Origin of the sequence: Blastococcus goldschmidtiae (genome assembly GCF_031845325.1) — a bacterium.
In the GTDB taxonomy this organism is placed as follows: Bacteria; Actinomycetota; Actinomycetes; order Mycobacteriales; family Geodermatophilaceae; genus Blastococcus; species Blastococcus goldschmidtiae.
Window position 1 is genome coordinate 1 of record NZ_JAVREI010000026.1, and the last position, 24,624, is coordinate 24,624.

Annotated in this window: 25 protein-coding genes and 1 pseudogene; 16 read left to right on the forward strand and 10 right to left on the reverse strand. The window is 73.7% G+C overall.

Features of this window, described 5'->3' with window-relative positions:
* The 4 genes from RM425_RS20985 to RM425_RS21000 form a co-directional block, all read left to right on the forward strand.
* Nucleotides 1-605: methylated-DNA--[protein]-cysteine S-methyltransferase (locus tag RM425_RS20985; protein ID WP_311347181.1), on the forward strand; the 605-nt coding region annotated here is incomplete at its 5' end.
* Between the two features lie 31 nt (nt 606-636).
* The gene (locus RM425_RS20990) at nt 637-933 is read left to right on the forward strand and encodes an antibiotic biosynthesis monooxygenase (protein ID WP_311347182.1); all 297 of its coding nucleotides are present in this window, start codon (nt 637-639) and stop codon (nt 931-933) included.
* 41 nt (nt 934-974) lie between these two features.
* Nucleotides 975-2,114, forward strand: coding sequence for a DNA recombination protein RmuC (locus RM425_RS20995; RefSeq protein WP_311347183.1), 1,140 nt, complete (start codon nt 975-977; stop codon nt 2,112-2,114).
* A 295-nt stretch (nt 2,115-2,409) separates the two neighbouring features.
* Nucleotides 2,410-3,015 carry a DUF6542 domain-containing protein gene (locus RM425_RS21000; protein ID WP_311347184.1) on the forward strand — a complete coding sequence of 202 codons (606 nt, stop codon included), beginning with the start codon at nt 2,410-2,412 and terminating at the stop codon, nt 3,013-3,015.
* Between the two features lie 108 nt (nt 3,016-3,123).
* On the opposite strand, the gene RM425_RS21005 is transcribed toward RM425_RS21000, so the two are convergent.
* Nucleotides 3,124-4,086, reverse strand: a complete 963-nt coding sequence (locus RM425_RS21005; protein ID WP_311347185.1) for a 4-hydroxy-3-methylbut-2-enyl diphosphate reductase — start codon at nt 4,084-4,086, stop codon at nt 3,124-3,126.
* A gap of 125 nt (nt 4,087-4,211) precedes the next feature.
* Here RM425_RS21005 and RM425_RS21010 point away from each other — a divergent pair, with 125 nt between their 5' ends.
* The 3 genes from RM425_RS21010 (at nt 4,212) to RM425_RS21020 (ending at nt 6,912) form a co-directional block, all read left to right on the forward strand.
* Entirely contained in the window at nt 4,212-5,267 is a 1,056-nt protein-coding gene (locus tag RM425_RS21010; protein ID WP_311347186.1) for a hypothetical protein, read from the forward strand.
* A gap of 123 nt (nt 5,268-5,390) precedes the next feature.
* Nucleotides 5,391-6,614, forward strand: a complete 1,224-nt coding sequence (xseA, locus tag RM425_RS21015; RefSeq protein WP_311347187.1) for an exodeoxyribonuclease VII large subunit — start codon at nt 5,391-5,393, stop codon at nt 6,612-6,614.
* 76 nt (nt 6,615-6,690) lie between these two features.
* The gene (locus RM425_RS21020) at nt 6,691-6,912 is read left to right on the forward strand and encodes an exodeoxyribonuclease VII small subunit (RefSeq protein WP_311347188.1); all 222 of its coding nucleotides are present in this window, start codon (nt 6,691-6,693) and stop codon (nt 6,910-6,912) included.
* A 2-nt stretch (nt 6,913-6,914) separates the two neighbouring features.
* Here the strand turns inward: RM425_RS21020 and RM425_RS21025 are convergent, their stop codons facing one another.
* Together RM425_RS21025 and RM425_RS21030 are read right to left on the reverse strand one after the other, a co-directional pair.
* Nucleotides 6,915-7,193 carry a hypothetical protein gene (locus tag RM425_RS21025; RefSeq protein WP_311347189.1) on the reverse strand — a complete coding sequence of 93 codons (279 nt, stop codon included), beginning with the start codon at nt 7,191-7,193 and terminating at the stop codon, nt 6,915-6,917.
* Nucleotides 7,194-7,335: 142 nt separating this feature from the next.
* Nucleotides 7,336-7,947, reverse strand: coding sequence for a DUF4245 domain-containing protein (locus RM425_RS21030; RefSeq protein ID WP_311347190.1), 612 nt, complete (start codon nt 7,945-7,947; stop codon nt 7,336-7,338).
* A gap of 111 nt (nt 7,948-8,058) precedes the next feature.
* Here RM425_RS21030 and glpX point away from each other — a divergent pair, with 111 nt between their 5' ends.
* Nucleotides 8,059-9,102, forward strand: coding sequence for a class II fructose-bisphosphatase (gene glpX, locus RM425_RS21035; RefSeq protein WP_311347191.1), 1,044 nt, complete (start codon nt 8,059-8,061; stop codon nt 9,100-9,102).
* Between the two features lie 121 nt (nt 9,103-9,223).
* Here the strand turns inward: glpX and RM425_RS21040 are convergent, their stop codons facing one another.
* Both RM425_RS21040 and RM425_RS21045 read right to left on the reverse strand, forming a co-directional pair.
* Nucleotides 9,224-9,889 (reverse strand): DUF1707 domain-containing protein, encoded by a 666-nt coding sequence (locus RM425_RS21040; RefSeq protein ID WP_311347192.1) that lies wholly within the window; start codon nt 9,887-9,889, stop codon nt 9,224-9,226.
* Between the two features lie 41 nt (nt 9,890-9,930).
* Nucleotides 9,931-10,455: a hypothetical protein gene (locus tag RM425_RS21045; RefSeq protein ID WP_311347193.1), complete on the reverse strand. Its 525-nt coding sequence runs from the start codon at nt 10,453-10,455 to the stop codon at nt 9,931-9,933.
* A 337-nt stretch (nt 10,456-10,792) separates the two neighbouring features.
* Between RM425_RS21045 and RM425_RS21050 the strand changes: the two genes are divergently transcribed.
* The gene (locus tag RM425_RS21050; protein WP_311347194.1) at nt 10,793-12,196 is read left to right on the forward strand and encodes a class II fumarate hydratase; all 1,404 of its coding nucleotides are present in this window, start codon (nt 10,793-10,795) and stop codon (nt 12,194-12,196) included.
* Nucleotides 12,197-12,241: 45 nt separating this feature from the next.
* On the opposite strand, the gene RM425_RS21055 is transcribed toward RM425_RS21050, so the two are convergent.
* Nucleotides 12,242-12,940, reverse strand: a complete 699-nt coding sequence (locus RM425_RS21055) for a UDP-N-acetylglucosamine acyltransferase (protein WP_311347195.1) — start codon at nt 12,938-12,940, stop codon at nt 12,242-12,244.
* Nucleotides 12,941-13,088: 148 nt separating this feature from the next.
* Here RM425_RS21055 and RM425_RS21060 point away from each other — a divergent pair, with 148 nt between their 5' ends.
* Together RM425_RS21060 and RM425_RS21065 are read left to right on the forward strand one after the other, a co-directional pair.
* Complete coding sequence (locus tag RM425_RS21060; protein ID WP_311347196.1) at nt 13,089-14,180, forward strand: DegT/DnrJ/EryC1/StrS family aminotransferase; 1,092 nt, start codon at nt 13,089-13,091, stop codon at nt 14,178-14,180.
* Nucleotides 14,177-15,151 carry a Gfo/Idh/MocA family protein gene (locus RM425_RS21065; RefSeq protein ID WP_311347197.1) on the forward strand — a complete coding sequence of 325 codons (975 nt, stop codon included), beginning with the start codon at nt 14,177-14,179 and terminating at the stop codon, nt 15,149-15,151. The genes RM425_RS21060 and RM425_RS21065 overlap by 4 nt, the downstream gene beginning before the upstream one ends.
* Before the next feature lie 24 nt (nt 15,152-15,175).
* Here the strand turns inward: RM425_RS21065 and RM425_RS21070 are convergent, their stop codons facing one another.
* Genes RM425_RS21070 through RM425_RS21080 form a run of 3 tightly spaced genes read right to left on the reverse strand, consistent with a single transcriptional unit; the run spans nt 15,176 to nt 17,747 of the window.
* On the reverse strand, nt 15,176-15,637 hold the full coding sequence (locus RM425_RS21070) for an acyltransferase (protein WP_311347198.1): 462 nt from the start codon (nt 15,635-15,637) through the stop codon (nt 15,176-15,178).
* A gap of 2 nt (nt 15,638-15,639) precedes the next feature.
* Nucleotides 15,640-16,575 (reverse strand): NAD-dependent epimerase/dehydratase family protein, encoded by a 936-nt coding sequence (locus RM425_RS21075; RefSeq protein WP_311347199.1) that lies wholly within the window; start codon nt 16,573-16,575, stop codon nt 15,640-15,642.
* A gap of 29 nt (nt 16,576-16,604) precedes the next feature.
* Nucleotides 16,605-17,747: a DegT/DnrJ/EryC1/StrS family aminotransferase gene (locus tag RM425_RS21080; RefSeq protein WP_311347200.1), complete on the reverse strand. Its 1,143-nt coding sequence runs from the start codon at nt 17,745-17,747 to the stop codon at nt 16,605-16,607.
* A gap of 235 nt (nt 17,748-17,982) precedes the next feature.
* Between RM425_RS21080 and RM425_RS21085 the strand changes: the two genes are divergently transcribed.
* From RM425_RS21085 to RM425_RS21100, 4 genes are all read left to right on the forward strand, one after another.
* Nucleotides 17,983-19,860: a glycosyltransferase gene (locus tag RM425_RS21085; protein ID WP_311347201.1), complete on the forward strand. Its 1,878-nt coding sequence runs from the start codon at nt 17,983-17,985 to the stop codon at nt 19,858-19,860.
* 113 nt (nt 19,861-19,973) lie between these two features.
* On the forward strand, nt 19,974-21,263 hold the full coding sequence (locus RM425_RS21090) for a citrate synthase (RefSeq protein ID WP_311347202.1): 1,290 nt from the start codon (nt 19,974-19,976) through the stop codon (nt 21,261-21,263).
* Between the two features lie 137 nt (nt 21,264-21,400).
* The gene (locus RM425_RS21095; RefSeq protein WP_311347203.1) at nt 21,401-21,592 is read left to right on the forward strand and encodes a hypothetical protein; all 192 of its coding nucleotides are present in this window, start codon (nt 21,401-21,403) and stop codon (nt 21,590-21,592) included.
* A 183-nt stretch (nt 21,593-21,775) separates the two neighbouring features.
* Nucleotides 21,776-23,710 carry an NlpC/P60 family protein gene (locus tag RM425_RS21100; protein WP_311347204.1) on the forward strand — a complete coding sequence of 645 codons (1,935 nt, stop codon included), beginning with the start codon at nt 21,776-21,778 and terminating at the stop codon, nt 23,708-23,710.
* Nucleotides 23,711-23,731: 21 nt separating this feature from the next.
* Here the strand turns inward: RM425_RS21100 and RM425_RS21105 are convergent, their stop codons facing one another.
* Nucleotides 23,732-23,908 carry a hypothetical protein gene (locus RM425_RS21105; protein WP_311347205.1) on the reverse strand — a complete coding sequence of 59 codons (177 nt, stop codon included), beginning with the start codon at nt 23,906-23,908 and terminating at the stop codon, nt 23,732-23,734.
* A 377-nt stretch (nt 23,909-24,285) separates the two neighbouring features.
* Here RM425_RS21105 and RM425_RS21110 point away from each other — a divergent pair.
* A pseudogene (locus RM425_RS21110) lies at nt 24,286-24,624 on the forward strand (hypothetical protein); the annotation flags it as partial.

Here is a 24,624-nt window from a genome sequence, read left to right on the forward strand (position 1 = left end):
CCCCTCCCGACTACACCCCTGCCGGCCGCCGCGCCGGCCTCTCCGGAACGGAGCGCATCATGACCCCTCCTCCCGCCCGCTACGCCACCGTCGGCACCCCGCCCGGCCCGTTCACCGTCGTGGTGACCTCCGGACCCGACGGCCGTGACGTGGTGCTGGCCAGCGGCTGGACCGACGACGTCGCCGACCTGCTGTCCGTGGTGCACCGCTCCCTGCGCCCGACGTGGGTCGAGCACGCCGGGGACCTCCCCGTCCTCGACGCGGTGACGGCCTTCTTCGAGGGCGACGTGACCGCCATCGACGACATCCCCGTCCAGCAGCGCTCCGGCCCCTTCCTCGAGGACGCGTGGGACGTGCTGCGCACCGTGCCGCCGGGCGCGCCGGACACCTACGCCTCCTTCGCCGCCCGGTGCGGTCGCCCCACGGCGGTGCGGGCGGCGGCCAACGCCTGCGCCCGGAACGCCGCGGCACTGTTCGTGCCCTGCCACCGGGTGCTCGGCGCCAGCGGCGGGCTGGGCGGCTTCCGCTGGGGGACGCCGGTCAAGCGCCAGCTCCTCGACCACGAGGCTGCCCACACCGCCGTGCGGCCCGAGCTGGCAGGCTGAGGAACCCGGCCGGCCGACGAGAGGGGCACCCGTGTTCGCCGTGCTCTACCGCTGGCGGATCGATCCCGACCGCGAGGACGCCTTCCGGCAGGGGTGGGAGCTGGTCACCCGTGCCATCCATCGGAGCTGCGGCAGCCACGGCTCCCGGCTGCACCGGGCCGACGACGGCACGTGGATCGCCTACGCGCTGTGGCCGGATGCCGCGACCCGCGAGCGCTGCGACCACGCCGAGGACGAGGGCAGGCGGCTCATGGCCGAGGCGGTGGTCGAGCGATTCCCGGAGACGACGATGACCGTGGCCTCCGACCTCCTGCACGCCCCGGCCTGACCTCCTGGGAATCGTCGGACCCCTCCGGCACCCTCCGCTCCATGGACGCCGCTTCCCTGTTGCTCGGGCTCCTCCTCGGGGCGCTGCTCGCCACCGCCGCCACCCTCGGCGTGGTCGCGCTGCTCGCCCGCCGCCGCCCCACCGACACCGGCCTGGAGCCGGTGCACGAGTCGCTCGACCACCTCCACCGGTTGCTCGCCGGCATCGAGCGTGCCCGCGCCACCGCCCACGGGGAGCTCCGCGAGCAGATGGGCACCGTCGGCCAGACCTCGGCCCAGCTGCACCAGGAGACGGCCGCGCTGGTCACGGCGCTGCGCACGCCGCACGTCCGCGGCCGGTGGGGCGAGGTGCAGCTCCGCCGCGTGGTCGAGCTGGCCGGCCTGCTCGAGCACTGCGACTTCGTCGAGCAGCCCTCGGGCACCAACGACGAGGGCGCCGGCGTGCGCCCCGACCTCGTCGTCACCCTCGCCGACGGTCGCCAGGTCGTGGTCGACGCCAAGGTGCCCTTCACCGGCTACATCGAGGCCGTGCAGGCGACCGACCAGGCGGTCCGCGACCAGCGGGTGGCGATGCACGCCCGGCAGCTGCGCACCCACGTGGACGCGCTCGCCGCCCGGCGCTACCCCACCGCCTTCCGGCCGGCGGCACCCTTCACCGTGCTGTTCGTCCCCTCCGACGGCTTCCTGATCACCGCCCTCGAGGCCGAGCCCGGCCTGCTGGAGTACGGCTTCTCCCGCGACGTCGTCCTGGCCACGCCGAGCACGCTGCTGGCGCTGTTGCGCACCGTGGCCTACTCCTGGCGACAGGAACGGCTGGCCCGCGACGCCGACCAGGTGCTCGAGGTGGGCCGCCGGCTGCACGCACGGCTGTCCACGCTGTCGGGTCACCTCACCCGGCTCGGTTCGGCGCTGGGCACCACGATGACCCGGTTCAACGAGACGGTCGGCTCCTACGAGCGGTCGGTGCTCACCGCCGCCCGCCGCTTCGACGACCTCGGCATCGCCGAGCAGCCGGTGCCCACGCCCGCGCCGGTGGAGGCGACCGTGCGCAGCCTGCGGCCGCCGGAGCCGACGGGCGACACGGACGCCGTCGTGCTCGACGGCGAGGACCGGTTCGACGCCGGACGCCGCTACGGCGACGAGGGCCAGGACGACCGAGGAAGGGACGGGACGCACGGCTGACCGCCCGTCGCGGCCGGCCCCCGGCGGCCTTCCAGGCAGCCAGGCCGCCCCGCTCGCCCCACCAATCCCCCACGTCGCCACGTCGACACCGCGGGGCGGCGACTCGGGCCCGCTTCCGCCGCTGTTGCATTCTCACTCGCTACCGTGACCATCGAGGGACGGCCGTCCGGGCCCGACCGCGGTGGAACGGAGGTGCGCCATGGCCACGGCGAGAACGGCCGACGCATGGCGGCAGGGCGGGAGCTCCCCCGACCGGTCGTTCCCCGGGTCACGCATGCCCCGTGAGGAACGAGCCATGAACCCCGACCGCAGCGCCCGCCCCGGCCGTCCGCCGGTCCCGCCCCGCGTCCGCCCCGCCGACCGGCTGCGGTCCGACCTGGACCACGGCCGTCAGGTCCCGCCGCGCCGGGAGTCGCTCCGGCCGAGCCGCCCCATCGATCACGGGGCCGCCGATCCCCGCCCGCCCGTGGCCCGCCCGGCGGCCGGACGTCAGGCCGAGGCCCGGCCGTCGGCACGAGGGCGCGCAGAGGCCCGGCCCGTCACCGGGGGCGGCCGCTTCCGCGGCGCCGTCGCCGTGCTCGGCATCTTCCTGGTGACCCTCGCCGGCGCTGCCATCGACTCCTTCGTCGGCATCGGTCTGGGCGTCATCACGCTCGCCGCCCTGCTCGCCTCCACCGCCGTCGCCGTGCTCACGGTCCGCCGGCGCGACCTGTTCTCCGTCGTGGTCGCGCCCCCGCTGGTCTTCGTCGCGGTCGCGGCGTTCAACATCGCCCTGGCGCCGTCGGCCAGCTTCACCCTCCCGACGGTCGCCACCCTGCTCATCCGCGGGTTCCCGACGATGGCCATGGCGACCGGCCTGGCCGTCGTGCTCGCCGTCGGCCGGCTGATCGCCCGCCGCTGACCTCCCGCGGGTTCCCTGCCCGCACGGACGACACGCGCCCCGCTCCGGCACTGCCGGGACGGGGCGCGTTCTCGTCGCGCGCCTGCCCGCGCGTGCGGGCCGGCGATGTCAGTCGGTCGTGGCGGCGCGCCGGGGCCGCAGCTCGTGCGGCAGTGCGAAGACCAGCCGCTCCTCGGCCGCCTTCACGGTCTCCACGTCGGCGAAGCCGCGCGCGGCCAGCCAGTCGAGCACCTCGCTCACGAGGATCTCCGGCACCGAGGCGCCGCTGGTCACACCCACGGTGCCCACGCCGTCGAGCCACGACTCGTCGATCTCCGAGGCGAAGTCGACCAGGTAGGAGGCTCGGGAGCCGGCCTCCAGGGCCACCTCGACCAGCCGCACCGAATTCGAGGAGTTCGTCGAGCCGACGACGAGCACGAGGTCGCACTCGGCGGCCATCTGCTTCACCGCCTGCTGGCGGTTCTGCGTCGCGTAGCAGATGTCGTCGCTGGGCGGGGACTGCAGACCGGGGAAGCGGTTCTTCAGCTGGTCGACCGTCGCCAGCGTCTCGTCCACCGAGAGGGTGGTCTGGGAAAGCCACACCACCTTCTCCGGGTCGCGCACCTGCACGTTGGCGACGTCGTCGGCGCCGTCGACGAGCTGGATGTGGGCCGGCGCCTCACCGGCGGTGCCCTCGACCTCCTCGTGACCGCGGTGGCCGATCAGCAGGATGTCGTAGTCGTCCCGCGCGAACCGCTTGGCCTCCTGGTGCACCTTGGTCACCAGGGGGCAGGTCGCGTCGATCGTCCGCAGCTGCCGGTCGGCCGCCTCCTGGTGCACGGCCGGGGAGACGCCGTGGGCGCTGAAGACGACGACGGAGCCCTCGGGCACCTCGGTCGTCTCGTCGACGAAGATCGCCCCCCGCCGCTCGAGGGTGGCCACGACGTGCTTGTTGTGGACGATCTGCTTGCGCACGTAGACGGGGGCGCCGTGGATCTCCAGGGCACGCTCGACCGCCACCACCGCCCGGTCCACGCCGGCGCAGTAGCCCCGGGGATCGGCCAGCAGGACACGTCCGCGCTGATCTGCCATGCACCCAGCGTACGTGGACCGGGCCGCCTGCCGGGTGCGTCGAACGTGGTCAGGAACACCCTCTCGGCGTACAGCGGCACCCGGGTGGGGGTGTCGGTCCGCGTTTCCTGGGGCAAGGTGTGCCCATGGCCCGTGAGATCCCTGAGGTTGTCCGCGCCGCTGCCGGCCTGGCTGCGACCGTCGTCGACGAAGCCCGCAAGCTGCCCGAGACCCTCCCCGGGCTGCCCGTCCGTGTCATCGGCATGGCCATGCAGCACGCGATGAAGGTGCAGCAGCAGTACGCGGGGCTGGTCGCCCGCGGGGACGAGCTGTTCACCGGGATCCGCGGCGAGGCCGAGCCGGGCCTGGCCACCTTCGACGACGACGGCGACGCCGCGCCCGCCCAGGGCTTCCGCGGCTCGGCGTTCGACCGTGCCGACGTCGTCCCCGACGAGGTCCCCGACCGGGTGGGTGCGCAGGCCACCGTCGAAGAGTCCGTCGAGGAGGCGCCGGCCACCGAGGAGATCCTCGACGAGCTGGCCATCGACGAGGCGATCGAGGCGGCCCCCACGCTGGAGGAGACCGCCCCGGTCGCCACCGGTGACGCCGACGCCCTGGAGACCGCGCTCGACGCGTCCGGCGACTCCTCCGCGATCGAGCTGCCGGTCGCCGGCGCGGCGGACGCCGACGCCGTCCCCACCTCCGTGGACGTGCTCACCCCCGACGGCAGCGACGTCACCACCGTCGAGGCCACCGTCACCGACGAGGGCATCGCCACCCCTGTGACGGCCGACTACACCGACGCCGCGGACGACGGCACCGAGGTCGCCCGTGGTGACGGGCCCGTCGCCGCGAACGCCGGGCTGCTCGCCGACGCCGGCGAGGCCGGCACCGGGTCGGAGGACGCCGCCATCGCCGCGGGCGTGGCCGTGGAGCCCGGCGCCGAGTCGTCCGGGACGGCCGCCGGCGGCCAGGACGCCGGTGGGCCGGCCGAGGCGCCGATCGACGGGTACGACACCTTCTCCATCGCCCAGCTGCGCGGCCGGCTGCGCGGCTACACCCTCTCCACGGTGGCCGATCTGGTGACCTACGAGGAGTCCACGCAGGCGCGGGAGCCCTACCTGCGGATGCTGCGCAACCGGCTGGAGAAGCTCGAGGAGCAGGCGGTCGAGTCCAGCCCGCTGGCTCCCCGCGGCGCCTGAACCCCGGCCGGTCCGGGCTGTCGGCCCCGTCTGACACCCTCGGGACATGAGCGAGCTTGCGAGCTCAGCAGTGGGCAGAGCAGTGCCGCGAACGCTGCCGCCGAGCGCCAGCGAGGCGGGCGCGTGAGTGCACCCTCCTCGCCCGAGGCGCCGTGGCCGGTCCGGACGGTCGCGCGCAAGGTCGCCGACTGGATAGGCCGGCTCGGCGAGGTGTGGGTCGAGGGCCAGGTCGCGCAGCTGTCGCGGCGCGGCAACGCGGCCACGGTGTTCCTGACCCTGCGCGACCCGGTCGCCGACCTCTCCGTGCCGGTGACCTGCCACCGCGACATCGCCGATCGCCCCGGCCTCGAGCTCACCGAGGGGTCGCGGGTGATCGTCCGCGCCCGTCCCGACTACTACGTCGCCCGCGGCTCCTTCTCGCTGCGGGCCACCGAGATCCGCGCCGTCGGGCTCGGCGAGCTGCTCGCCCGGATCGAGCGCATCCGTCAACTGCTGGCCGCCGAGGGGTTGTTCGACGCCGTGCGCAAGCGTCCGCTGCCGTTCGCACCCGCCGTCGTCGGCGTCATCACCGGACGGGACAGCGCCGCGGAGCGGGACGTCCTGGTCACCGCCCGCCGCCGCTGGCCGGCCGTCCGCTTCGCCATGCACAACTGCGCCGTGCAGGGCCCGCAGGCGGCGGCCAACGTCATCGACGGGCTGCGCCGGCTCGATGCCGACGCCACCGTCGAGGTGATCGTCGTCGCCCGCGGCGGAGGCTCGGTCGAGGACCTGCTGCCCTTCTCCGACGAGGGACTCGTGCGGGCGATCGCCGCCTGCCGCACGCCGGTGGTGACCGCCGTCGGCCACGAGACCGACACCACGCTGGTCGACCACGTCGCCGACGTCCGCGCCGCCACCCCGACCGACGCAGCCCACCGGATCGTGCCGGAGATCGGGGAGCAGCGGCGCCTGGTCGAGGGGCTCCGGAACCGCGCGCGGCACCTCGTGACCGCCCGGCTCGAGCAGCAGGAGCGCTGGCTGGAGTCGGTCCGCACCCGCCCGGTGCTGGCCAGCCCCGACCGGCTGCTGCACGGCCGGGCCGACGACTTCGCCCAGCTGCGCACCCGCTCCCGCCGCACCGTGGTGCACCGGGTCGAGGGCGCCGAACGCGACCTGGAGCACGCCCGCGCCCGGGTGACGGCGCTGTCCCCGGCGGCGACGCTGGAGCGCGGCTACGCGGTGGTGCAGCGGGCCGACGGCGCACTGGTCCGCGACCCCGCCGAGGTGGGCGACGGCGAGCGCCTGCGCGTCCGGGTGAGCGGGGGCCGGCTGGCCGTCGTGGTCGACCGCGAGGATGGGGAACCGTGAGCGGACAGGATCGTGAGCATCGCAGCGAGGAACGAGCGAGGAGCGGAGCGTTCCGCGGCAGCGAACTGAGAACACCGTGAGCAGCACCGGGCAGACCGACGAGCCGACGACCACCTACGAGCAGGCCCGCGAGGAGCTGGCCGACGTCGTCCGCCGGCTGGAGGCCGGTGGGCTGACGCTGGAGGAGTCGCTGGCCCTGTGGGAGCGCGGCGAGGAGCTGGCGAAGCTCTGCCAGCACTGGCTGGACCGCGCCCGGGAGCGGCTGGCGGCCGCCGCTCCCGACGACGCGGACGGCTGAGCTCAGGCCGGCCGACGCCCGGCCGTCGGCCCCGCCACCGGAGCCACGAGCAGGCCCGCCTCGGCCAGCGCGCCGAGAACCCGGTCGGCCCGCCGCCGGAGGTCCGGCAGGTCCGCCAGGCCGCCACGCTCGACCAGGCACCGGGCCACGAGGTCGCGCACCGACGGGTTCTCCTCCGCAACCGGGCGGGTCGCCGGGACGCGGGTGACCAGCCCGCACGGGCACGCCCCTCCGGTCGCGGGTGCCACGTGGTTCGCGTTCGCGCAGACGTCGTCGAGCATGTCGGCTCCTCGTCCGGCCGGCTGCCGCGGTGGCGCCGGGAGGGAAGTCATCGTGCGACGGCCGGCACCTCCGCCGCCCCCCGACCAGCCGCGAGTCGACGACTCGTCCGACACCCGACACGGGACCGCAACAACCGCTCCGTCAGTCCTCCGCCGGCGTCACCGCGGCGGCCACGGCGCGCAGCTCGTCCTCCGGCGCCGACCCGCTGACGACGAGGACGACGTCGCCGTCCCGACGGGTCAGCGCCGTCTCGCCGCGCTCGGTGGTGAGCCGGGTCCACGGCTCCCCGGCCACGTCGACCGTGCCGTCGTCCGTCGCCCCGTCGAGCACCGACTGCACCGGCTCGGCGCGGACGTCGTCGCTGACGGTGAACCCGGCGAACTCCTCCGACGGCGTCAGGTAGCCGACCTCGAGGGTGACCGGGGCCCCCTCGTCGGCGAAGCCGGCGTTCGTGCGGGCACTGGTCGGGCGGTAGTCCTCCGGGAGCCCGGCCGGCGCCACCACCGCGTAGTCGGCCCGCTCGGCGGCCAGCCGCACGGTGCTCGTGGGGTCGACCGTGCGCACCGTCTCCTCGTTGCTGGCGCGGAACGCCTGCCATCCGACGAGCAGCAGGCAGATGACCACCAGCGGGAGCAGTGACCGGACCATGTTCGCCGCGCTCATCCGGTCGGCCCGCTCCACGGCCGGCGACGGCGGCGCCGGGGCCTCCGGGCGGTCGGCGGGTCGCGGGCTCGTCGGGCCGGCTTCGGTCATGCACTTAGGATCGCAGGAGAGCTCCCCCGCCCTGCCGCCATGGCCCCGTCCCGGGTCCCGCCCTGCGTTTGCGAAGGGTGGACGGGACCGGGTCCCTCTCCAGGAGGTCCCGTGTCGCTGCCCGTTCCCGAAGGCCCCGTCTCCTCGAGCGGCCGCGGCTTCCTCGCCGACCGTCCCGCTCCCGACCGCAACCTCGCACTGGAGCTGGTGCGGGTGACCGAGGCGGCGGCGATGGCCGCCGGCCGCTGGGTCGGGCGCGGCGACAAGAACGGTGGTGACGGCGCCGCGGTGGACGCGATGCGGGCCCTCATCGGCACCGTGAGCATGCGGGGCGTCGTCGTGATCGGCGAGGGCGAGAAGGACGAGGCCCCGATGCTCTACAACGGCGAGCAGGTGGGCGACGGTCACGGGCCCGAGTGCGACGTCGCGGTCGACCCGATCGACGGCACCACGCTGATGGCCAAGGGGATGCCGAACGCGATCGCCGTCATGGCCGTCGCCGACCGCGGTGCCATGTACGACCCCTCGGCGGTGTTCTACATGGAGAAGCTGGCCACCGGGCCGGCCGCGGCCGACGTCGTCGACATCACCGTGCCGGTCGCCGAGAACATCCGTCGGGTCGCGAAGGCGAAGAAGAGCTCGGTCGGCGGCGTCACCGTCTGCATCCTCGACCGGCCCCGCCACGCGCAGCTGGTCCAGGAGGTCCGCGAGGCGGGTGCCCGGATCAAGTTCATCACCGACGGCGACGTGGCCAGCGCGATCGCCGCCGCTCGCGAGGGCACCGGCGTGGACCTGATCCTGGGCATCGGCGGCACGCCGGAGGGCATCATCGCGGCCTGCGCGCTCAAGTGCATGGGTGGCTCGTTCCAGGGCCGGCTGTGGCCCAAGGACGACGACGAGCGGCAGAAGGCGATCGACGCCGGCCACGACCTCGACCGCGTGCTGCACATCGACGACCTGGTGCGCGGCGACGTCTTCTTCGTCGCCACCGGCATCACCGACGGCGAGCTGCTCCGCGGCGTCCAGTACCGCTCGGGAGGCTGCACCACGCAGTCGCTGGTGATGCGCTCCAAGTCGGGCACGATCCGCTCGATCGAGAGCCTGCACTCGCTGGAGAAGCTGCGCGCCTACGCGGCCGTCCCCTTCGATTCCTGACGCGATCCTCCGGATCGAACCGCGGCCAGGAGCCGTCCCCGGGTGGGTGGAGCCGCTTCGTCCCGCCTGCCCGGGACCCTCCGGGCCCCACTCACTCGGCGCGACAGGGCCACCCCGCACGTCAGTTCCGTTCGCCCCGCCTCGCGAGGCGGTCCATGACCTGCCGCCAGCGGCTGGCCGACTCCCCCGGTGCGAGGCTGCGCAGCTCGAGGGCGCCGAACACGGTGCGGGCGTGGACGACGACGCGCGGCGTGCCGGCCACCCGCGGCACCGGCGCCAGGTCCACCTTGCGGTCGCCGAAGATCGTGCGTCCCTGGATCTGCGCGTCCACGCCCTCGGCGACGACCACGTCCACGTCGCCGAAGACCGTGCTCAGGTAGAGGTCGAGCCGGTCGGCTGGGAGCACCTCCCGCTTGCGGGGGACGGTGCGCAGGCCGCGCAGGTCCATCCGCACGTCGCCGGAGACCGTGGAGGCGCGCCGCGGAACCGTGGGCCCGGCGAGCGTGATGTCGCCGAAGACGCTGGTCTGCTCCTCCGGCGCCCGGGTGCCGACGATCTCGACCGGCGCCTCCGCCGGCAGGTCGGCCACCAGCGCGGCGAGCTCGGCGGTGGTGACCGCGGCGTAGGCGGCACCGGCGCGCTGGCCGAACTCGTCGAGGTCCAGTCGCCCCTCGGCCAGCGCCTGCTGCAGTCTGGCGACCAGGGTCTCGCGGTCCTGGTCGGACGCCCGCACGCCCGCCACCTCGGCATCGCCGGGACCTCGACCGGCAGGGAGCTCGTCGGGCACGGCTGCGACGGTATCGGAGCCGGGCCGCAGCGGGGAGCCGGTCAGCTGGCCGGCGGGAAGGCCTCCACGCAGTAGACCTCCTGGGCGTCGGAGTTCGACTGCCGGCCGGCGCACGTGCCGCCGTAGAGCTCGTAGGCCGAATACTCCGGGGATTCCCGGTAGAGGTCGTCGCAGGCCTCCATGTCGCCCCCGTGGCACTCCTCCGCGTAGTCGTCGAGCTCGGGGTCGTCCCCCAGCCCCTCGGGCTCGGAGGTCGCTGCAGGGATCCCGGACTCGCCGCCGTCGTCGGAGCCGAGCCCGACGAACAGCGCGACCGCCAGCCCGACGATCGCGAGCGCTCCGACGATCGCGACCACGACCGCCGCCTTGCTGCCCTTTCCCGCCGTGGACGTCGAGCCCTGGCCCCAGGGCGGAACCGTCGCGCCGGGCCGCTCCTGCCCGTACGGCGCCTGCCCGTACGGCTGGCCGTACGGCGGCTGGGCGTGCGGCCACTGGTTGTAGGGCGGCTGGCCGGGGTGCGGCTGGCCGTAGCGGGGCGGGCCCTCGTAGCCGTCCTGCCCACCCACAGGTGGGTCACCGGCGCTCGGGTAGGGCTGCGCTCCCGGATACGGCTGTGCTCCCGGATACGGCTGTGCTCCCGGATACGGCTGTGCTCCCGGATACGGCTGTGCGCCCGGATACGGCTGCCCGGCATGGTCGTGCTGCGGAGCCGCAGAACTGCCCTCCCCCGCGTCGGAACCGCCCGGGGGCAGGTACGGCGGTTGCGACATCGGAACTCCTCGCTCGGGGGCACAGCCTGCCGTCGGCGATGCTAGGTCGTCCCCCTCCGGCGACCCGGCAGCCCGCCCGGGATCTAGGGTCGCTGCCGGAGCCCTCACCATCCAGACATCTCAGGAGTTCAGCGTGGCCACCCAGCAGGACGGCACCGACTACCGCATCGAGCACGACTCCATGGGGGAGGTCCGCGTCCCCGCATGGGCGAAGTGGCGGGCGCAGACCCAGCGGGCCGTCGAGAACTTCCCGATCTCCGGCACCCCGATCGAGCGCGAGCTCATCGGCGCCCTGGCCGCGATCAAGGGCGCGGCCGCCACGGTCAACGCCGACCTCGGCGTCCTGGACCGGGAGATCGCGACCGCGGTCCACGATGCGGCGCAGACCGTCGCCCGCGGGGACTGGGACGACCACTTCCCCATCGACGTCTTCCAGACCGGTTCCGGGACCTCCAGCAACATGAACACCAACGAGGTCATCGCCACGCTGGCCAGCGAAGCGCTCGGCCGCCCGGTGCACCCGAACGACCACGTCAACGCCTCGCAGTCGTCCAACGACGTCTTCCCGTCGGCGATCCACATCGCCGCCACCCGCGCGATCGTGCGCACCCTCGTGCCCGCCCTCATGCACCTCGAGGCCTCGCTGTCCCGCAAGGCCGACGAGTTCGCGACCGTGGTGAAGAGCGGCCGCACCCACCTCATGGACGCCACGCCGGTGACCCTCGGCCAGGAGTTCGGCGGCTACGCCGCGGCGGTGCGGTACGGCATCGAGCGGCTGCACGCCTCGCTTCCCCGCATCGGCGAGCTGCCGCTGGGCGGCACCGCCGTCGGCACCGGGATCAACACCCCGCCCGGCTTCGCGGCGGCCATCATCGAGCGGCTGGCCGACGACATGGAGCTGCCGCTGACCGAGGCACGCGACCACTTCGAGGCGCAGAGCTCCCGGGACTCGCTCGTGGAGGCCTCTGGCCAGCTCAAGACCATCGCGGTCGGCTTCATCAAGATCGCGAACGACCTGCGGTGGATGGGCTCGGGCCCGCGCACCGGCCTCGGCGAGATCCAGCTGCCCGACCTCCAGCCCGGCAGCTCGATCATGCCCGGCAAGGTGAACCCGGTGATCCCCGAGGCAGTCATCCAGGTGGGCGCCCAGGTCATCGGCAACGACGCCGCGGTCACCTACGCGGGCACCACCGGCGTCTTCGAGCTCAACGTGACCCTGCCGCTCATGGCCCGCAACGTGCTCGAGTCGATCCGCCTGCTGGCCAACGTCAGCCGGCTGCTGGCCGATCGCTGCGTCGACGGCATCGTGGCCGACGTCGAGCAGTGCCGGGAGTACGCCGAGTCCTCGCCGTCGATCGTCACGCCGCTGAACAAGTACATCGGCTACGAGGAGGCCGCGGTCGTGGCCAAGCAGTCGCTCAAGGAGCAGAAGACCATCCGCCAGGTGGTGCTCGAGCGCGGCTACGTCGAGCAGGGCAAGCTCACCGAGCAGCAGCTCGACGAGGCCCTCGACGTCCTCTCCATGACCCACCCCTGAGCCCTGCGTGCGCTGGGCCCGCCACCGCGGGTCCGGCGCGGCGGCTCAACCGGCGCTCGTGCGCTCCAGCCACCACTCCCACGGGGCCCGCAGGGCTGCCGGCGGCGTCCACGCCCCGGCATCGCCTCCTGACGCGTACTGCTCGGCCACCGCGGCGATGACTGCGGCGTCGATCCCGCGCCGTCGCATGCCGACCTCGTTGACCCCCCGCACCCGTGCCGGAGCACCGAAGGCCTTCGCGTAGGGCGGGATGTCGCGGGTCACCACCGCAGACATGCCGACCATCGCCCCCGGACCCACGACCCGCCGCTGGTGCAGCACCGCGGCCAGCCCCAGGTTGGCTCCCGCCCCCACCTCGACGTGCCCGCCGAGGATGACGCCGACGGCGAGCGTGACGTCGTCCTCGATCACGGCGTCGTGGCCGAAGTGCGCCTTGTTCATGACGAAGCAGCGATCGCCGATCCCGGTGCGCCGGCGGGTGCCGCGGTGCACGGTGACGAACTCGCGGACGACGGAGTCGTCCCCGATCTCGACGCCCACGTCGTCGGTCCCCCCACCCCAGGGCAGGCCGTGGTCGTGGCCATGGATCTCCGGCGCGGCGCCGATGACCGCGTGCGCACCGATCCAGTTGCGGTCGCCGATGCGGCAGGGGCCGGTGATCACGGCGTACGGGCCGATGACGTTGTCGGTGCCCAGCTCCACGCCCTCCCCGACGATGGCCGTCGGATGCACCCGGTTCCCCATGCTCGGTCCTCCGGTCGGTGGGCGGACTCACCTGACGCCGTTCGGCACGCACCGGTCCGGGTGGCGGGCCCGTGCGTGAACTCCCGGTTACGGTACGGGTGGGCCGCTGCCCTCCCGTGATCCCCACCGGCAAGGTCAACACGCATCTGTGATCCCCATCAGCAAGGTCGACGTCCGTGACGCCGAGCCCCTCGTCCTCGACGTCCTCCGGTCCGGGTCCCTCGCCCAGGGGCCGATGGTCGAACGGTTCGAACGGGAGTTCGCCGAGGTCGTCGGGGTGCCGCACGCCGTCGCGGTCAACAACGGGACGACGGCCCTGGTGGCGGCGCTGCAGGTGCTGGACCTGCGCCCGGGGGACGAGGTGATCACCTCACCGTTCACGTTCGCGGCCACCCTGAACGCCATCCTCGAAGCCGGTGCGACCGCCCGGTTCGCCGACATCCGCGAGGACGACTTCGCCGTCGATCCCGCCGCGGTGGAGGCGGTGGTGGGCGACCGGACGGCGGTGCTCATGCCGGTGCACCTGTACGGGCAGACCGCGGACATGGGGCCGCTCACGGCGCTGGCCAGGGACCGCGGTCTGCATGTGGTCGAGGACGCCGCCCAGGCACACGGCGCCGCCTACGCGGGGCGGGGCGCCGGCGCCTTCGGCATCGGGTGCTTCTCCTTCTACGCGACCAAGAACATCACCACCGGCGAGGGCGGCATGATCACCACCGCGGACGCCGCCGTCGCCGACCGGCTCCGGGTACTGCGCAACCAGGGCATGCGGGCGCGCTACCAGTACGAGATGGCGGGCCACAACTACCGGATGACCGACCTGCACGCCGCCGTCGGGCTGCCGCAGGTGGCCCGCATCGCCGACATCGCCGACCGGCGACGACGCAACGCAGCGCGACTCACCGCCGGGCTGGCCGATCTCCCCGGCCTCCGCCTCCCGCGCGAGCTCCCCGGCCGGACCCACGTGTGGCACCAGTACACGGTGCTGCTGCCCCCGGGCACCGACCGCGACGGCCTCGTCGCCGGGCTCGCCGCCTCGGGTGTCGGGAGCGGCATCTACTACCCGCGCACGGTGTTCGACCACGACTGCTACCGGGAGGACCCGCGCGTAGTGGTCGCCGACGTCCCCGTCGCCGAATCGGTCGCGCGTCGGTGCCTGTCCCTGCCGGTGCATCACCACCTCACCGACGACGAGGTGCACACGGTCATCGAGCGGTTCCGCGCCGCGCTGGAGGCATGACCGTGCCCGGACCCGCGATCGCCGTCGTCGGCGCCGGCGCGATGGGCGCGCTGCATGCCCGGGTGATCCGCGGCTCCGCGCGGGCCGAGCTGGCGGCGGTCGTGGACCCGGACGAGCCGACCGGCCGTGCCGTGGCGGAGCGCTTCGGCGCCCGGTGGGCGCCGGACCTCTCCGGGCTTGCCCGCGTGGACGCCGTGATCGTGGCCGCCGCGACGAGCGCCCACCACGCGATCGCGCTCGATCTCCTCGCCGCGGGGCTCCCCCTGCTGGTCGAGAAGCCGATCGCCGACAGCCTGACCGACAGCGAGGAGATCGTGGCCGCCGCCGCTGCCGCCGACGTGCCGCTCATGTGCGGGCTGCTCGAGCGGTTCAACAGTGCCGTCGTGACCGCCACCGGCCTCACCCGCGACCCGGTCCACGTCTCCACCCAGCGGCACTCGCCGTACGCCCCGCGCATCCCGACGGGGGTGGCCTGGGACCTGCTCGTGCACGACGTCGACATCGCCCTCCGGCTGATGGGGGCACCGCCCCGCTCGGTGGAGGCCCAGTTCGGCTACTTCCATCCCCGCTCGACGCCCGGCGCGGAGGACCTCGCCGAGGTCCAGCTCACGTTCCCGGACGGGCAGCTCGCCTCGCTGTCGGCTTCGCGCATCGGCCAGCGCAAGATCCGCCACGTGACGATCACGGAGATCGACCGGGCCATCGAGGTGGACCTGCTCCGTCAGGCCGTCACCATCTACCGGCACGTGGACAACGAGGCCGCCACCGACGACGGCCTCGGCTACCGCCAGCAGACGGTCATCGAGATGCCGATGATGGCCACGATGGGGGAACCGCTCGCCGCTCAGCTGTCGCACTTCGTGGACCTGTTGGAGGGTTCCGCCGACCACGACGCCGAGCGGGCGGGGATCCTGCCGTCCCACCGCGTCGTCGCCCGGGCCTTCGACGCTGCGGGCGGCCGACCGGCGTGACCAGCCGCTCCCGGGACGGTGCCCCTAGCCGCCCGGGAGCGGGGTGAAGAGCACGCGGTCACCCTCGAGAACCACCCGTGCCGTCGGCCGGGCGGGTACCCCGGCCACGACGGTGAACGGCGCCACGTCCCGGGTCACGACGGCGCCGGCGGCCACGACGCTGTGCTCCCCGACCGTCACGCCCATCGTGATGACCGCCCCGGCGCCGACGAACACGTGGTCCCCGATGCGGACGGGGGCCCGTTCGACATCGGGATGCGCCTGGGCGGAGACGCACCTCCGCGCCGACGAGTGGGTGTAGATCTGCGCGCCGGAGGAGATGTCGCACCCGCGGCCGATGGTCAGCCCGCCCGATCCGTCGACGACGGTGAACGCGCCGATCCACGTCCCGGTGCCGATCTCCGGATCCCCGGTGATCCAGGCGTGCGGGTTGTACGGGTTCGCCGGCAGGGCGGCCGCGTCGTCCGGGACCGTCGGGCGGTCCACCGTCAGCCGATCTCGTGGTCGACGAGGTCCTGCATGCCGGTGCGCACGTCGATCGTCGGCTTCCAGCCGAGCACGTCCAGCGCGCGGGAGATGTCCGCGGCCCGCCGCGAGACCAGGACGTCGCGCGGCCGGAACCGGGGCTCCACGTCGACGCCGACCGCCTCGATGAGGGTGCGGGCGAGCTCGGCCACCGTGGTGTCGATCCCGGTGCCGATGTTGACCGGCAGGTTGGCGCGGGCGCCCTCGGCGTCGAGGGCCAGGACGATCGCCCGGGCGATGTCGTGCACGTGGACGAAGTCCATGGACTGCGCGCCCTCGCCGTCGATCACCGGCGGCTCTCCGTTCCGCAGCCGCTGCACGAAGTGGTTGATGACCGAGGTGTAGTAGGCGGTGGGCTTCTGGCCGGGGCCGTAGACGTTGAAGAAGCGCAGGGCGAACCAGGTCAGCGAGGACCGGCGGGCGTAGTAGGCGAGCAACTGCTCGCCGGTGTGCTTGGCGATGCAGTACGGCGTGAGCGGGCTGAGCGGCCCGTCCTCGGACATGGGCAGCGTGTCGGGTTCGCCGTAGACCGAGGCGCTGGAGGCGAAGACCACCCGCCGCACGCCGTGGTCCGCGGCCGCCTTGAAGACGTTGTTGCTGCCGACGATGTTGATGTCGACGCTCTCGTACGGGTCGGCCTCGCTCTTGTTGATCGAGACGGCGGCCAGATGAACGACCTCGTCGCAGCCGGCCATCGCCTGGTGCACCGCGCCGCCGTAGCGGACGTCCTGTTCGACCAACTCGAGCCGCCCCGTGCCCGACCACTCCGCGATGCGGCCGCGATCCCCTCGAGACATGTTGTCGAGGATGCGCACGGTGTCGCCGCGATCGAGCAGCTGCGGGACGAGGTGGGAGCCGATGAAGCCAGCACCTCCGGTGACCAGGACGGTGGACGGCATGGATGGGGCCTCTCCTCGGTGCGGACGGCTCAGCGGGACGCCAGGACGGCGGCGCGCAGGGTGGTGGCGACGCGCTCGATCTCTGCCTCGCCGAGGTTGGCGTGCATGGGGATCGCCAGGTGGCGCCGGAACAGGTCCGCGGACACCGGGCAGGGGGTGGTCGACCGGTAGACCGGCTGGAGGTGGGAGGCGTAGGTCCCGAAGTTGCACTGGACGCCGCGCCCCCGCAGTTCCTGGGCGACCGCGCCGCGGCTGACCGACGGGTCGAGGGTCACCACGTAGCTCTGCCAGGCATGGGTGCGGTCGGGAGCCGCGACCGGCAGCGTGAGCAGATCGAGGTCGCTCATCAGCTCGCCGTAGGCGACGGCCACGGCCTGCCGCGAGGCGATCAGGTCGGGCAGCCGCTCGAGCTGGGCGAGCATGATCGCGGCCGCCACGTCCGAGAGCTTGTAGTTGTAGCCGATCTCGGTGAACTCGGGGATCTGCAGGTCGACGGATCCCGCCCGGGTGAGCGCGCTCTCGATACCGAAGGCGTGGGTCTTGCGCGCCTGCGCGGCGATGTCGTCGCGGTCGGTCGCCAGCGCCCCGCCCTCACCGGCGGTGATGCCCTTGCGGCCGTGGAAGGAGAAGCAGGCGACGTCCCCGAAGCTGCCGGCCGGGCGGCCCCGGTAGGTGGCACCGGCGGAGCAGGCGGCGTCCTCGACCAGCCACAGGCCGCGTGCCTCGGCGATCGACTGCAGTTCGGCGTAGTCCGCGCACTGGCCCAGCGCGTCGACGGCGATGATCCCGACGGTCCGCTCGGTGACGGCGGCCTCCACCGCGGCCGGGTCGACGTTCGCGGTGTCCGCACGGACGTCGGCGAAGACCGGCGTCGCGCCGGTGAAGACCACGGCGTGACCGGTCGCGGGGAAGGTGTAGTCGGCGACGATCACCTCGTCGCCCGGGCCCGCGCCGAGGGCGGCGACCGCCAGGTGGAGGGCGGCGGTGCAGTTGCTCACCGGCAGCGCGTGGGCCCTGCTCACGACCCGCGCGAACTCGGTGGCGAAGCGCATGCCGGTGGGCCCGTTGCCCGCCACCCACCCGGACCGGAACACCTCGGCGACCGCCCGGAGCTCAGGTTCGCCGAGAGTCGGCTCACCCAGGGCGACGACGGGCGGGGATTGCGCGGTCATGCGGCTCCTGACGGACGGGGGCGCGGCGGCGGAGGGCCGGGCCCGCACCCCGTGCTGACCGCCGAGAAGTGCTCCACCGACGGCGACCGCGGCGACACTACGCGCGCCGGACGCGCCGCCCGGGGACCGCGCGACCGGCGCTGCGGCTGCCGTGGTCACTGCGCCTCGGGGGACTGCCGATTCCAGATGTCGAGGACGGGGATCAGCCCCGCCCCGAGCGCTGGAGGCTCCAGCAGTGCCCCGTTCCCAGGCAGACCAGTCGGACGTCCTCGCCCAGAACCGGCAGCACTATGAACTCCTGGTGTGGATGGCCCAGCGCTACGCCGCCGTGGGCGACGTGGAGAAGGTCCTCCGAACGGCGATGCTGGCCGGCAACTACGCGCTGTGGCTGCCGGTCGGTCTGCTCAGCGACCTGCGGCTGGAGCGCATCGTCGTCTCCGCCGTCCGGGGCACCGGTGCGGTCACCGTGGACGGTGACCGGCGGAACGGTCGCGTCCTGCACGTCCTATCCGAGGCGCACGGCATCGGCGGGCACACCCGGCTGGCGGCGCGGTGGATCGGCCGCGACGAGCGCACCGCCGATGTCGTCCTCACCAACCAGAGCGTCCCGGTGCCCGGCCTCCTCATCGACGCCGCCCGCACATCGGGTGGCGCCCTGCACGACCTGCGCGGAGCCGGACAGGGGCTCCTCGACCGGGCCCGCGCGCTGCGCGAGCACATGGATCGCGCCGACGTCGTCGTCCTGCACGTCCATGCCTACGACGTCGTCGCGCTCGCGGCCGCGAACCTGCCCGGTCCCCGCCCGCCGGTGATCTACGAGCAGCACGCCGACCTGACCTACTGGCTCGGTGTCGCGGCCGCCGACGTGTTGTGCGAGCTCCGCCCGGCGGTGCGCTCCCTGGACGTCGACCTCCGCCGCGTCCCGGCCGAGCGAATCGCCGTCCTGCCCATGCCCGTGGATGAGATGGGGAGCGCCGGCAGCGAGGACCTGCGGCGTCGCCTGGGTATCCGCCCCGACGCCGTCGTGGCGCTGACCGTCAGCGACGACTGGAAGGTGACCTCGACCGCGGGCCGCGGCCTGCACGACCTCGTCGACAAGGTGCTGCACTTCTCGTCCCGGCTGACCATGGTGCTGGTCGGTGTCCAGCCGAACCCGGCCTGGGAGCGCCTGGCCCGGAAGTACCCGGGGCGGGTCCACTCGGTGGGCCGGGTTCCCGACCCCTCCCCGTACTTCGCCCTCGCCGACGTCTACCTCGAGTCCTATCCGACGTACGCCGGCACCACCGCGCTCGAGGCAGCCCTGCGCGGCCTGCCCGTGGTCGGCCTGGCCGACGCCGCCGACGACGACCCGGCCCACCTCTTCCAGCGTTGGTCGCCCGGCCTGGCCGGGCGACCGGCCGCCCCGACCCCGAGCCGGCTGGCGCTGACCGTGAGCCGGCTCGCCGCCGACGCAGATCTCCGCCGCCGCGACGGGGAGGAGGCTGCGGTGTCGGTCCGCGCCCTGCACGACAACCCTGGGTGGCGCATCCAGCTGGAGGCCCTCTACGCCCGGGCCCGATCGGCCCGGGCCGCGGACGTCGGCGACCTCGGCGAGTCCCCGATCGACGAGCGGTACGCGCTCCTGCTGCTCCGCACGTTCACCGCCAGCCAGGCGAGCGTCGATCCGCGAGCCGTGGTTGCGCCGCTGGGCGACCTCTACGACAGCGCCCTGGAGGGTGACCTCAACGCGGCCCTCCTCCGCGGGCGCGAGTCGTCCCTCCAGGTGCGGGTGGCGGCGGGATGGGCCGACCACCCGGCGTGGACGGCCCGGCTGCTCGCACTGGCCGCCGCCCAGCCGCGGCTGCGGGTGAGCATGCCGTTCGTCGCGGCCGACGACGCGCTCGGCACCGCCAGCGTCACCCGGCTCACCGAGCTGATCGCCGGAGTCGGCCGGACGACGGAGGACTGCGGAGACATCTGCCTGGAGAGTCAGGCAGCGCACGCCCCGCTCTCCCTGAACGGTGAGCTCGCCTTCACCGACGAGGCACTGGTAGGACTCGGGCACATGATCGACTCGCCGATGTGGGGCGACGTGCCCGCCTCCGCGCAGGAGCCGGTAGCGGTGGCCGGCTGACCGCTGCCCCTGCGGTCGGAGGTGTCACGGCGGCGACGCCATGACGGCCGCACCGGTGGCGATTCGGAGGATCAGGCCGCATGAGGCCGCTGGAGGGGCTAGCGTCGAGGGCGATGAGCGAGACAGATGTAGCCCTGCGCTACCCCGGTGGAGAACTGCCCCTTCCCGTCAAGCACGGGACCGAGGGCGCCGACGGCATCGACACGAGCAAGCTGCTGGCCACGACCGGCACGGTCGCGCTGGACATCGGCTTCGTGAACACCGCCGCGTGCACCTCGGCGATCACCTACATCGACGGTGACGCCGGGATCCTGCGCTACCGCGGCTACCCGATCGACCAGCTGGCGGGCAAGGCCAGCTTCCTCGAGGTCAGCTACCTGCTGATTTACGGGGAGCTGCCGACCGCCGACCAGCTGGGCGAGTTCGACCAGCGCATCCGGCGGCACACCCTGCTGCACGAAGACCTCAAGCAGTTCTTCAACGGCTTCCCACGGGACGCGCACCCGATGCCGGTGCTCTCCTCGGCGGTCAGCGCGCTGTCGACCTTCTACCAGGACAGCCTGGACCCCTTCGACGAGGAGCAGGTGGAGATCTCCACGCTGCGCCTGCTGGCCAAGCTGCCGACCATCGCGGCCTACGCCTACAAGAAGTCGGTCGGCCAGCCGTTCCTCTACCCGGACAACTCGTGCGGCCTGGTCGAGAACTTCCTGCGCATGACGTTCGGCTTCCCGGCCGAGCCGTACGACATGGACCCCGACCTGGTCAACGCGCTCGACCAGCTCTTCGTGCTGCACGCCGACCACGAGCAGAACTGCTCGACGTCGACCGTCCGCCTGGTCGGCTCCTCGCACGCGAACCTCTTCGCCTCCGTCTCGGCCGGCATCAACGCGCTGTTCGGCCCCCTGCACGGCGGGGCCAACCAGTCGGTGCTGGAGATGCTCGAGGCGATCAAGGCCGACGGCGGCGACATCCCGCGCTTCGTCGAGCGGGTCAAGAACAAGGAGCCCGGCGTCAAGCTCATGGGCTTCGGGCACCGGGTCTACAAGAACTACGACCCGCGTGCGGCGATCGTGAAGTCCACCGCCGACACGGTCCTGGACAAGCTGGGCGGCAACAACGAGCTGCTGGACCTGGCCCGCCAGCTCGAGGAGATCGCGCTCAAGGACGACTACTTCGTGGAGCGCAAGCTCTACCCGAACGTCGACTTCTACACCGGGCTGATCTACCAGGCGATGGGCTTCCCGACCCGCATGTTCACCGTGCTGTTCGCCCTCGGCCGGCTGCCCGGGTGGATCGCCCAGTGGCGCGAGATGATCGCCGACCCCAGCACCAAGATCGGCCGTCCCCGCCAGCTGTACATCGGGGAGACCGAGCGGAGCTTCGTGCCCCTCGACCGGCGCTGACCCTCCTCCCCCGACCGACCGGGCCGGGCGTGCTCCCCTCGCGGAGCGCGCCCGGCCCGATCCGTCTCCGGACCACGCCACCTACGGTGAGGGCGCTCCGCACCCGCGGAGGAGTCGCCCACCCTGGAGGTCCGCCCATGGCCGAGCAGCCCGGCGACGACGTCCTCGTCGTGCCGCCGATCCCCCTGGCCAGCGGCAGCATGCTCGAGCCGGAGGGCGACGGGCCGCCCGTCCGCATCACGACCGTCGAGGTGGTGGTGTCCACCGAGGACGGCGGCGAGCTGCGCATCCCCCTCGTGCACCGGCACGGTGCCTGGTGGGCGCCGTGACCGGGCTCCCCCGGCCCTCATCCTTCTGGGCGCCACCCGAGCTTCACCCTCACCCGGAGGGGTGAGAGAGCCTCACCCCCCTCTCCGGCGCCCCTCCCGGCACGTCGATACGAGGTCAGAGCCCGGCTGCAGAAACGCAGCGGGCCGGCCATCGAGACGACGAGACCGCCGGGAGACGCCGCAGTGCCCGCACCACGCACGCCCGTCCGCCCCGTGCTCAGCGCACGCGAGGCCCAGGCCCTGCGCGAGGCCATGGCCCTGCGGCAGCTCGCCGCAGCCCGGCCCGACCTCACGCCCGCGCAGCTCGCTGCCGCCCGCGCGAGCTTGGCCGCGACGAGCGCGCCGTCCGCCCGCAGCACCGGCAAGCGCCCCACCGCCACACGCTCCACCGCCAAGCGCCCCACCGCCAAGCGCCCCACCGCCAAGCGCCTCAGGTCCACGGCGGCGAAGGAGCGCACCGGCGCGCGCTGGTCCTCCCGCCTGGGCGTCGTCGCGCTCGGCACCCTGCTCGTCCCTGCGCTGGTCACCGTGGTGCTGCCCGGGGCCACCACGCCCTCGGGCGGGCCGCTCGACGTCACGGCGCTGGCCATGACCGCGCGCAGCTCGCTGCTGGAGGCGGCCGACGGCTACCGCACCCTGGAGCAGACCGCCGCACACCGCCGCGACCAGCTGCAGGAGGCCCGCGCCGCCGAGCAAGCCGCTCGCGAGCAGGTCGCGGCCGTGCAGCGGGCCGTCGGTACCGGCGCCTCCGACCTCTACCGCGCGACGCCCACCCTCCGGTACCCGGTGCCCACCCTCGACGCCGCCGGCGTCACCGATGCACTGCTCCGGCACTCCGTCACCGAGCGCGCCGACCGCGCACTCGAGGGAGCCGTGGTCCGCGCCGAGCGCACCGTCGCTGCGCTCCAGGACGCCTCCGCCCGGGTCGACCAGGCCGAGGCCGGCGCGGCTGCTGCTGAGGACGAGCTGGCCGACGCCCTCGAGGCGATGCGCGCCCAGGTCGACGACCTCAGCACCGAGGTCACCGGCCGGCTGGCCTCTCTCGGCGCGATCCCGGCCGCGGGCCGGCAGCAGGAGCGCAACCAGCGGGCCGTCGCCCGCTGGCAGGGCTACCTGGCGCAGCTGAGCGGAGCGGGCATCCAGCCGCCCCCCGCCGCGGCGCTCGCCGACCCCACCGACCTGCCCGCCGGGTTCTCCCCCGCACTGGACTCCTCCGGCCGGCCCGTTCCCGGCGTGGCCTGGGCGGTCATGGGCAACAGCCCGGTCACCGTGCTGCCGTCCGAGACGGTCGCTGCGGTCAGCAACGCGCTGTCCCAGCTGGGCAAGCCGTTCGTCGCCGGCGCGACCGGCCCGGAAACCTACGACTGCGGCGGCTTCACCGCGGCGTCGTGGCTGCTCGGCGGCTACGCCCTGCCGGCCACCCCGCAGGAGCAGTGGGCCACCGGCACCGCGGTGCCGCTGGACGGCCTGCAGTTCGGGGACCTCGTCTTCTCACCGGGTGGGCAGGACGTCGGTCTCTACCTCGGTGACGGCGACGTCCTGGGCGCCTCGGCGGCCACCTACCAGGTGGGCGTCCGCTCGGTCGCCGCCGGCTCCGCCGCCGTCCGTGTGCCGGTGCCGGGGACCGGGACGCCGAACGCGCCGCTGCCCGCCGGCGGACCCACCGGACCGTGCGGTGCGCCGCTCCCGACGCCCGGCATCACCAGCCCGCAGTGGGGCGGCTGGGAGAACGGCGAGATCCCCACCGAGGCGCTGTGCCTGCTGGGTGTGTACCGCCACGCGCTCCGCTGCGATGCCGCGGCGGGCTACGCCGCCATGGACGAGGCCTACGAGGCCGAGTTCGGCACCGGCCTGTGCATCACCGACTCCTACCGGTCGCTCGCCAGCCAGGTGGACGCCTTCTCCCGCAAGCCCGCGCTGGCCGCGGTGCCCGGTACCTCCAACCACGGGTGGGCCCTCGCGGTGGACCTGTGCGGCGGGATCCACCGCGGAGGGTCCCCGGAGTGGCGGTGGATGACCGCCAACGCCGGCCGGTTCGGTTTCGTCCAGCCGGACTGGGCCGGTCCCGGTGGCGAGAAGCCGGAGCCCTGGCACTGGGAGTACGGCTACATCTCCTAGCCCCTCCTCCCCTTTCTGCAGTCAGCGAGCCGCTGGCTGCTCCGATGGCACCGTGATGGCACACCACGCCTCATCGACAGCCCGCCGCGTGCGGTCCTCGGAGTCGGGCATCAGGTGTCCGTAGGTCGTGAGCACCAGCGTCGCGTTCTCGTCGCCGAGGCGTTCTGCCACAGCCACGACCGACTTGCCGGCCGCCATGAATACGCTGGGTCCGGGATGCGTACTCGGTGTGTGACGCCCGAGACGCCTGTCTGGACTACGCGCTGGTTGCCCGGGAGTCCGACGGGATCCGGGGCGCGCTGACGGCTCCGGAGCAGGTGAAGCTAGTCGAGGAACTGAGCCTTCCCGAGTCCACCAGCGACACCCCACGGCACGGCGAGGAACGCACGTACTCGACCGGCTGCCGCTGCGCCGCCTGTCGCCGCACCCACGCCCAGCGGATCGCGGACTGGCGCACTCGACGTCGGTATGCCGAGACGACTCGAGCCGCGTGGCGGAGGGCTAGGTAGCGACTTTGGCGCGCCGAGGTGGTTCAGTCGCACCTCCACGGCCGAGTCTCGGATCTCAGGAGCAGCATGAGCACCCCCTATCAGCCGCCGTCGCAGCCGTGGGGCCAGCCCCCTGCGCCGCCCCCGCAGAAGAAGCCGCTCTACAAGAAGTGGTGGGTCTGGGCGATCGCCGCCGTCCTCGTGTTCGGTGGCATCGGCTCGTTGACCGAGGATGAGCCCACCAACCAAGCCAGTAGCGCGTCGGAAGCAACCGAGGAAGCCACGGAGCGGACCACGGAGTCCGAGCGCACCACGGAGGCTCCCAGGTCAACCACGCCCCGGACGGCGACGCCCTCTCCCATTGCCACACAGAGCACTACCCCGGCACCCCCTCCGGCGCCGGCACCCGCTCCCGCTCCCAGGACC

What these genes read in the sequence shown, in the direction of transcription:
- RM425_RS20995 (WP_311347183.1), top strand. Translation starts at nt 975, where the DNA reads ATGGACGCCGCTTCCCTGTTGCTCGGGCTCCTCCTCGGGGCGCTGCTC.
- RM425_RS21000 (WP_311347184.1), top strand. Translation starts at nt 2,410, where the DNA reads ATGAACCCCGACCGCAGCGCCCGCCCCGGCCGTCCGCCGGTCCCGCCC.
- RM425_RS21005 (WP_311347185.1), bottom strand. Translation starts at nt 4,086, where the DNA reads ATGGCAGATCAGCGCGGACGTGTCCTGCTGGCCGATCCCCGGGGCTAC.
- RM425_RS21010 (WP_311347186.1), top strand. Translation starts at nt 4,212, where the DNA reads ATGGCCCGTGAGATCCCTGAGGTTGTCCGCGCCGCTGCCGGCCTGGCT.
- RM425_RS21025 (WP_311347189.1), bottom strand. Translation starts at nt 7,193, where the DNA reads ATGCTCGACGACGTCTGCGCGAACGCGAACCACGTGGCACCCGCGACC.
- RM425_RS21030 (WP_311347190.1), bottom strand. Translation starts at nt 7,947, where the DNA reads ATGACCGAAGCCGGCCCGACGAGCCCGCGACCCGCCGACCGCCCGGAG.
- RM425_RS21055 (WP_311347195.1), bottom strand. Translation starts at nt 12,940, where the DNA reads ATGGGGAACCGGGTGCATCCGACGGCCATCGTCGGGGAGGGCGTGGAG.
- RM425_RS21065 (WP_311347197.1), top strand. Translation starts at nt 14,177, where the DNA reads ATGACCGTGCCCGGACCCGCGATCGCCGTCGTCGGCGCCGGCGCGATG.
- RM425_RS21075 (WP_311347199.1), bottom strand. Translation starts at nt 16,575, where the DNA reads ATGCCGTCCACCGTCCTGGTCACCGGAGGTGCTGGCTTCATCGGCTCC.
- RM425_RS21080 (WP_311347200.1), bottom strand. Translation starts at nt 17,747, where the DNA reads ATGACCGCGCAATCCCCGCCCGTCGTCGCCCTGGGTGAGCCGACTCTC.
- RM425_RS21090 (WP_311347202.1), top strand. Translation starts at nt 19,974, where the DNA reads ATGAGCGAGACAGATGTAGCCCTGCGCTACCCCGGTGGAGAACTGCCC.
- RM425_RS21095 (WP_311347203.1), top strand. Translation starts at nt 21,401, where the DNA reads ATGGCCGAGCAGCCCGGCGACGACGTCCTCGTCGTGCCGCCGATCCCC.
- RM425_RS21105 (WP_311347205.1), bottom strand. Translation starts at nt 23,908, where the DNA reads ATGGCGGCCGGCAAGTCGGTCGTGGCTGTGGCAGAACGCCTCGGCGAC.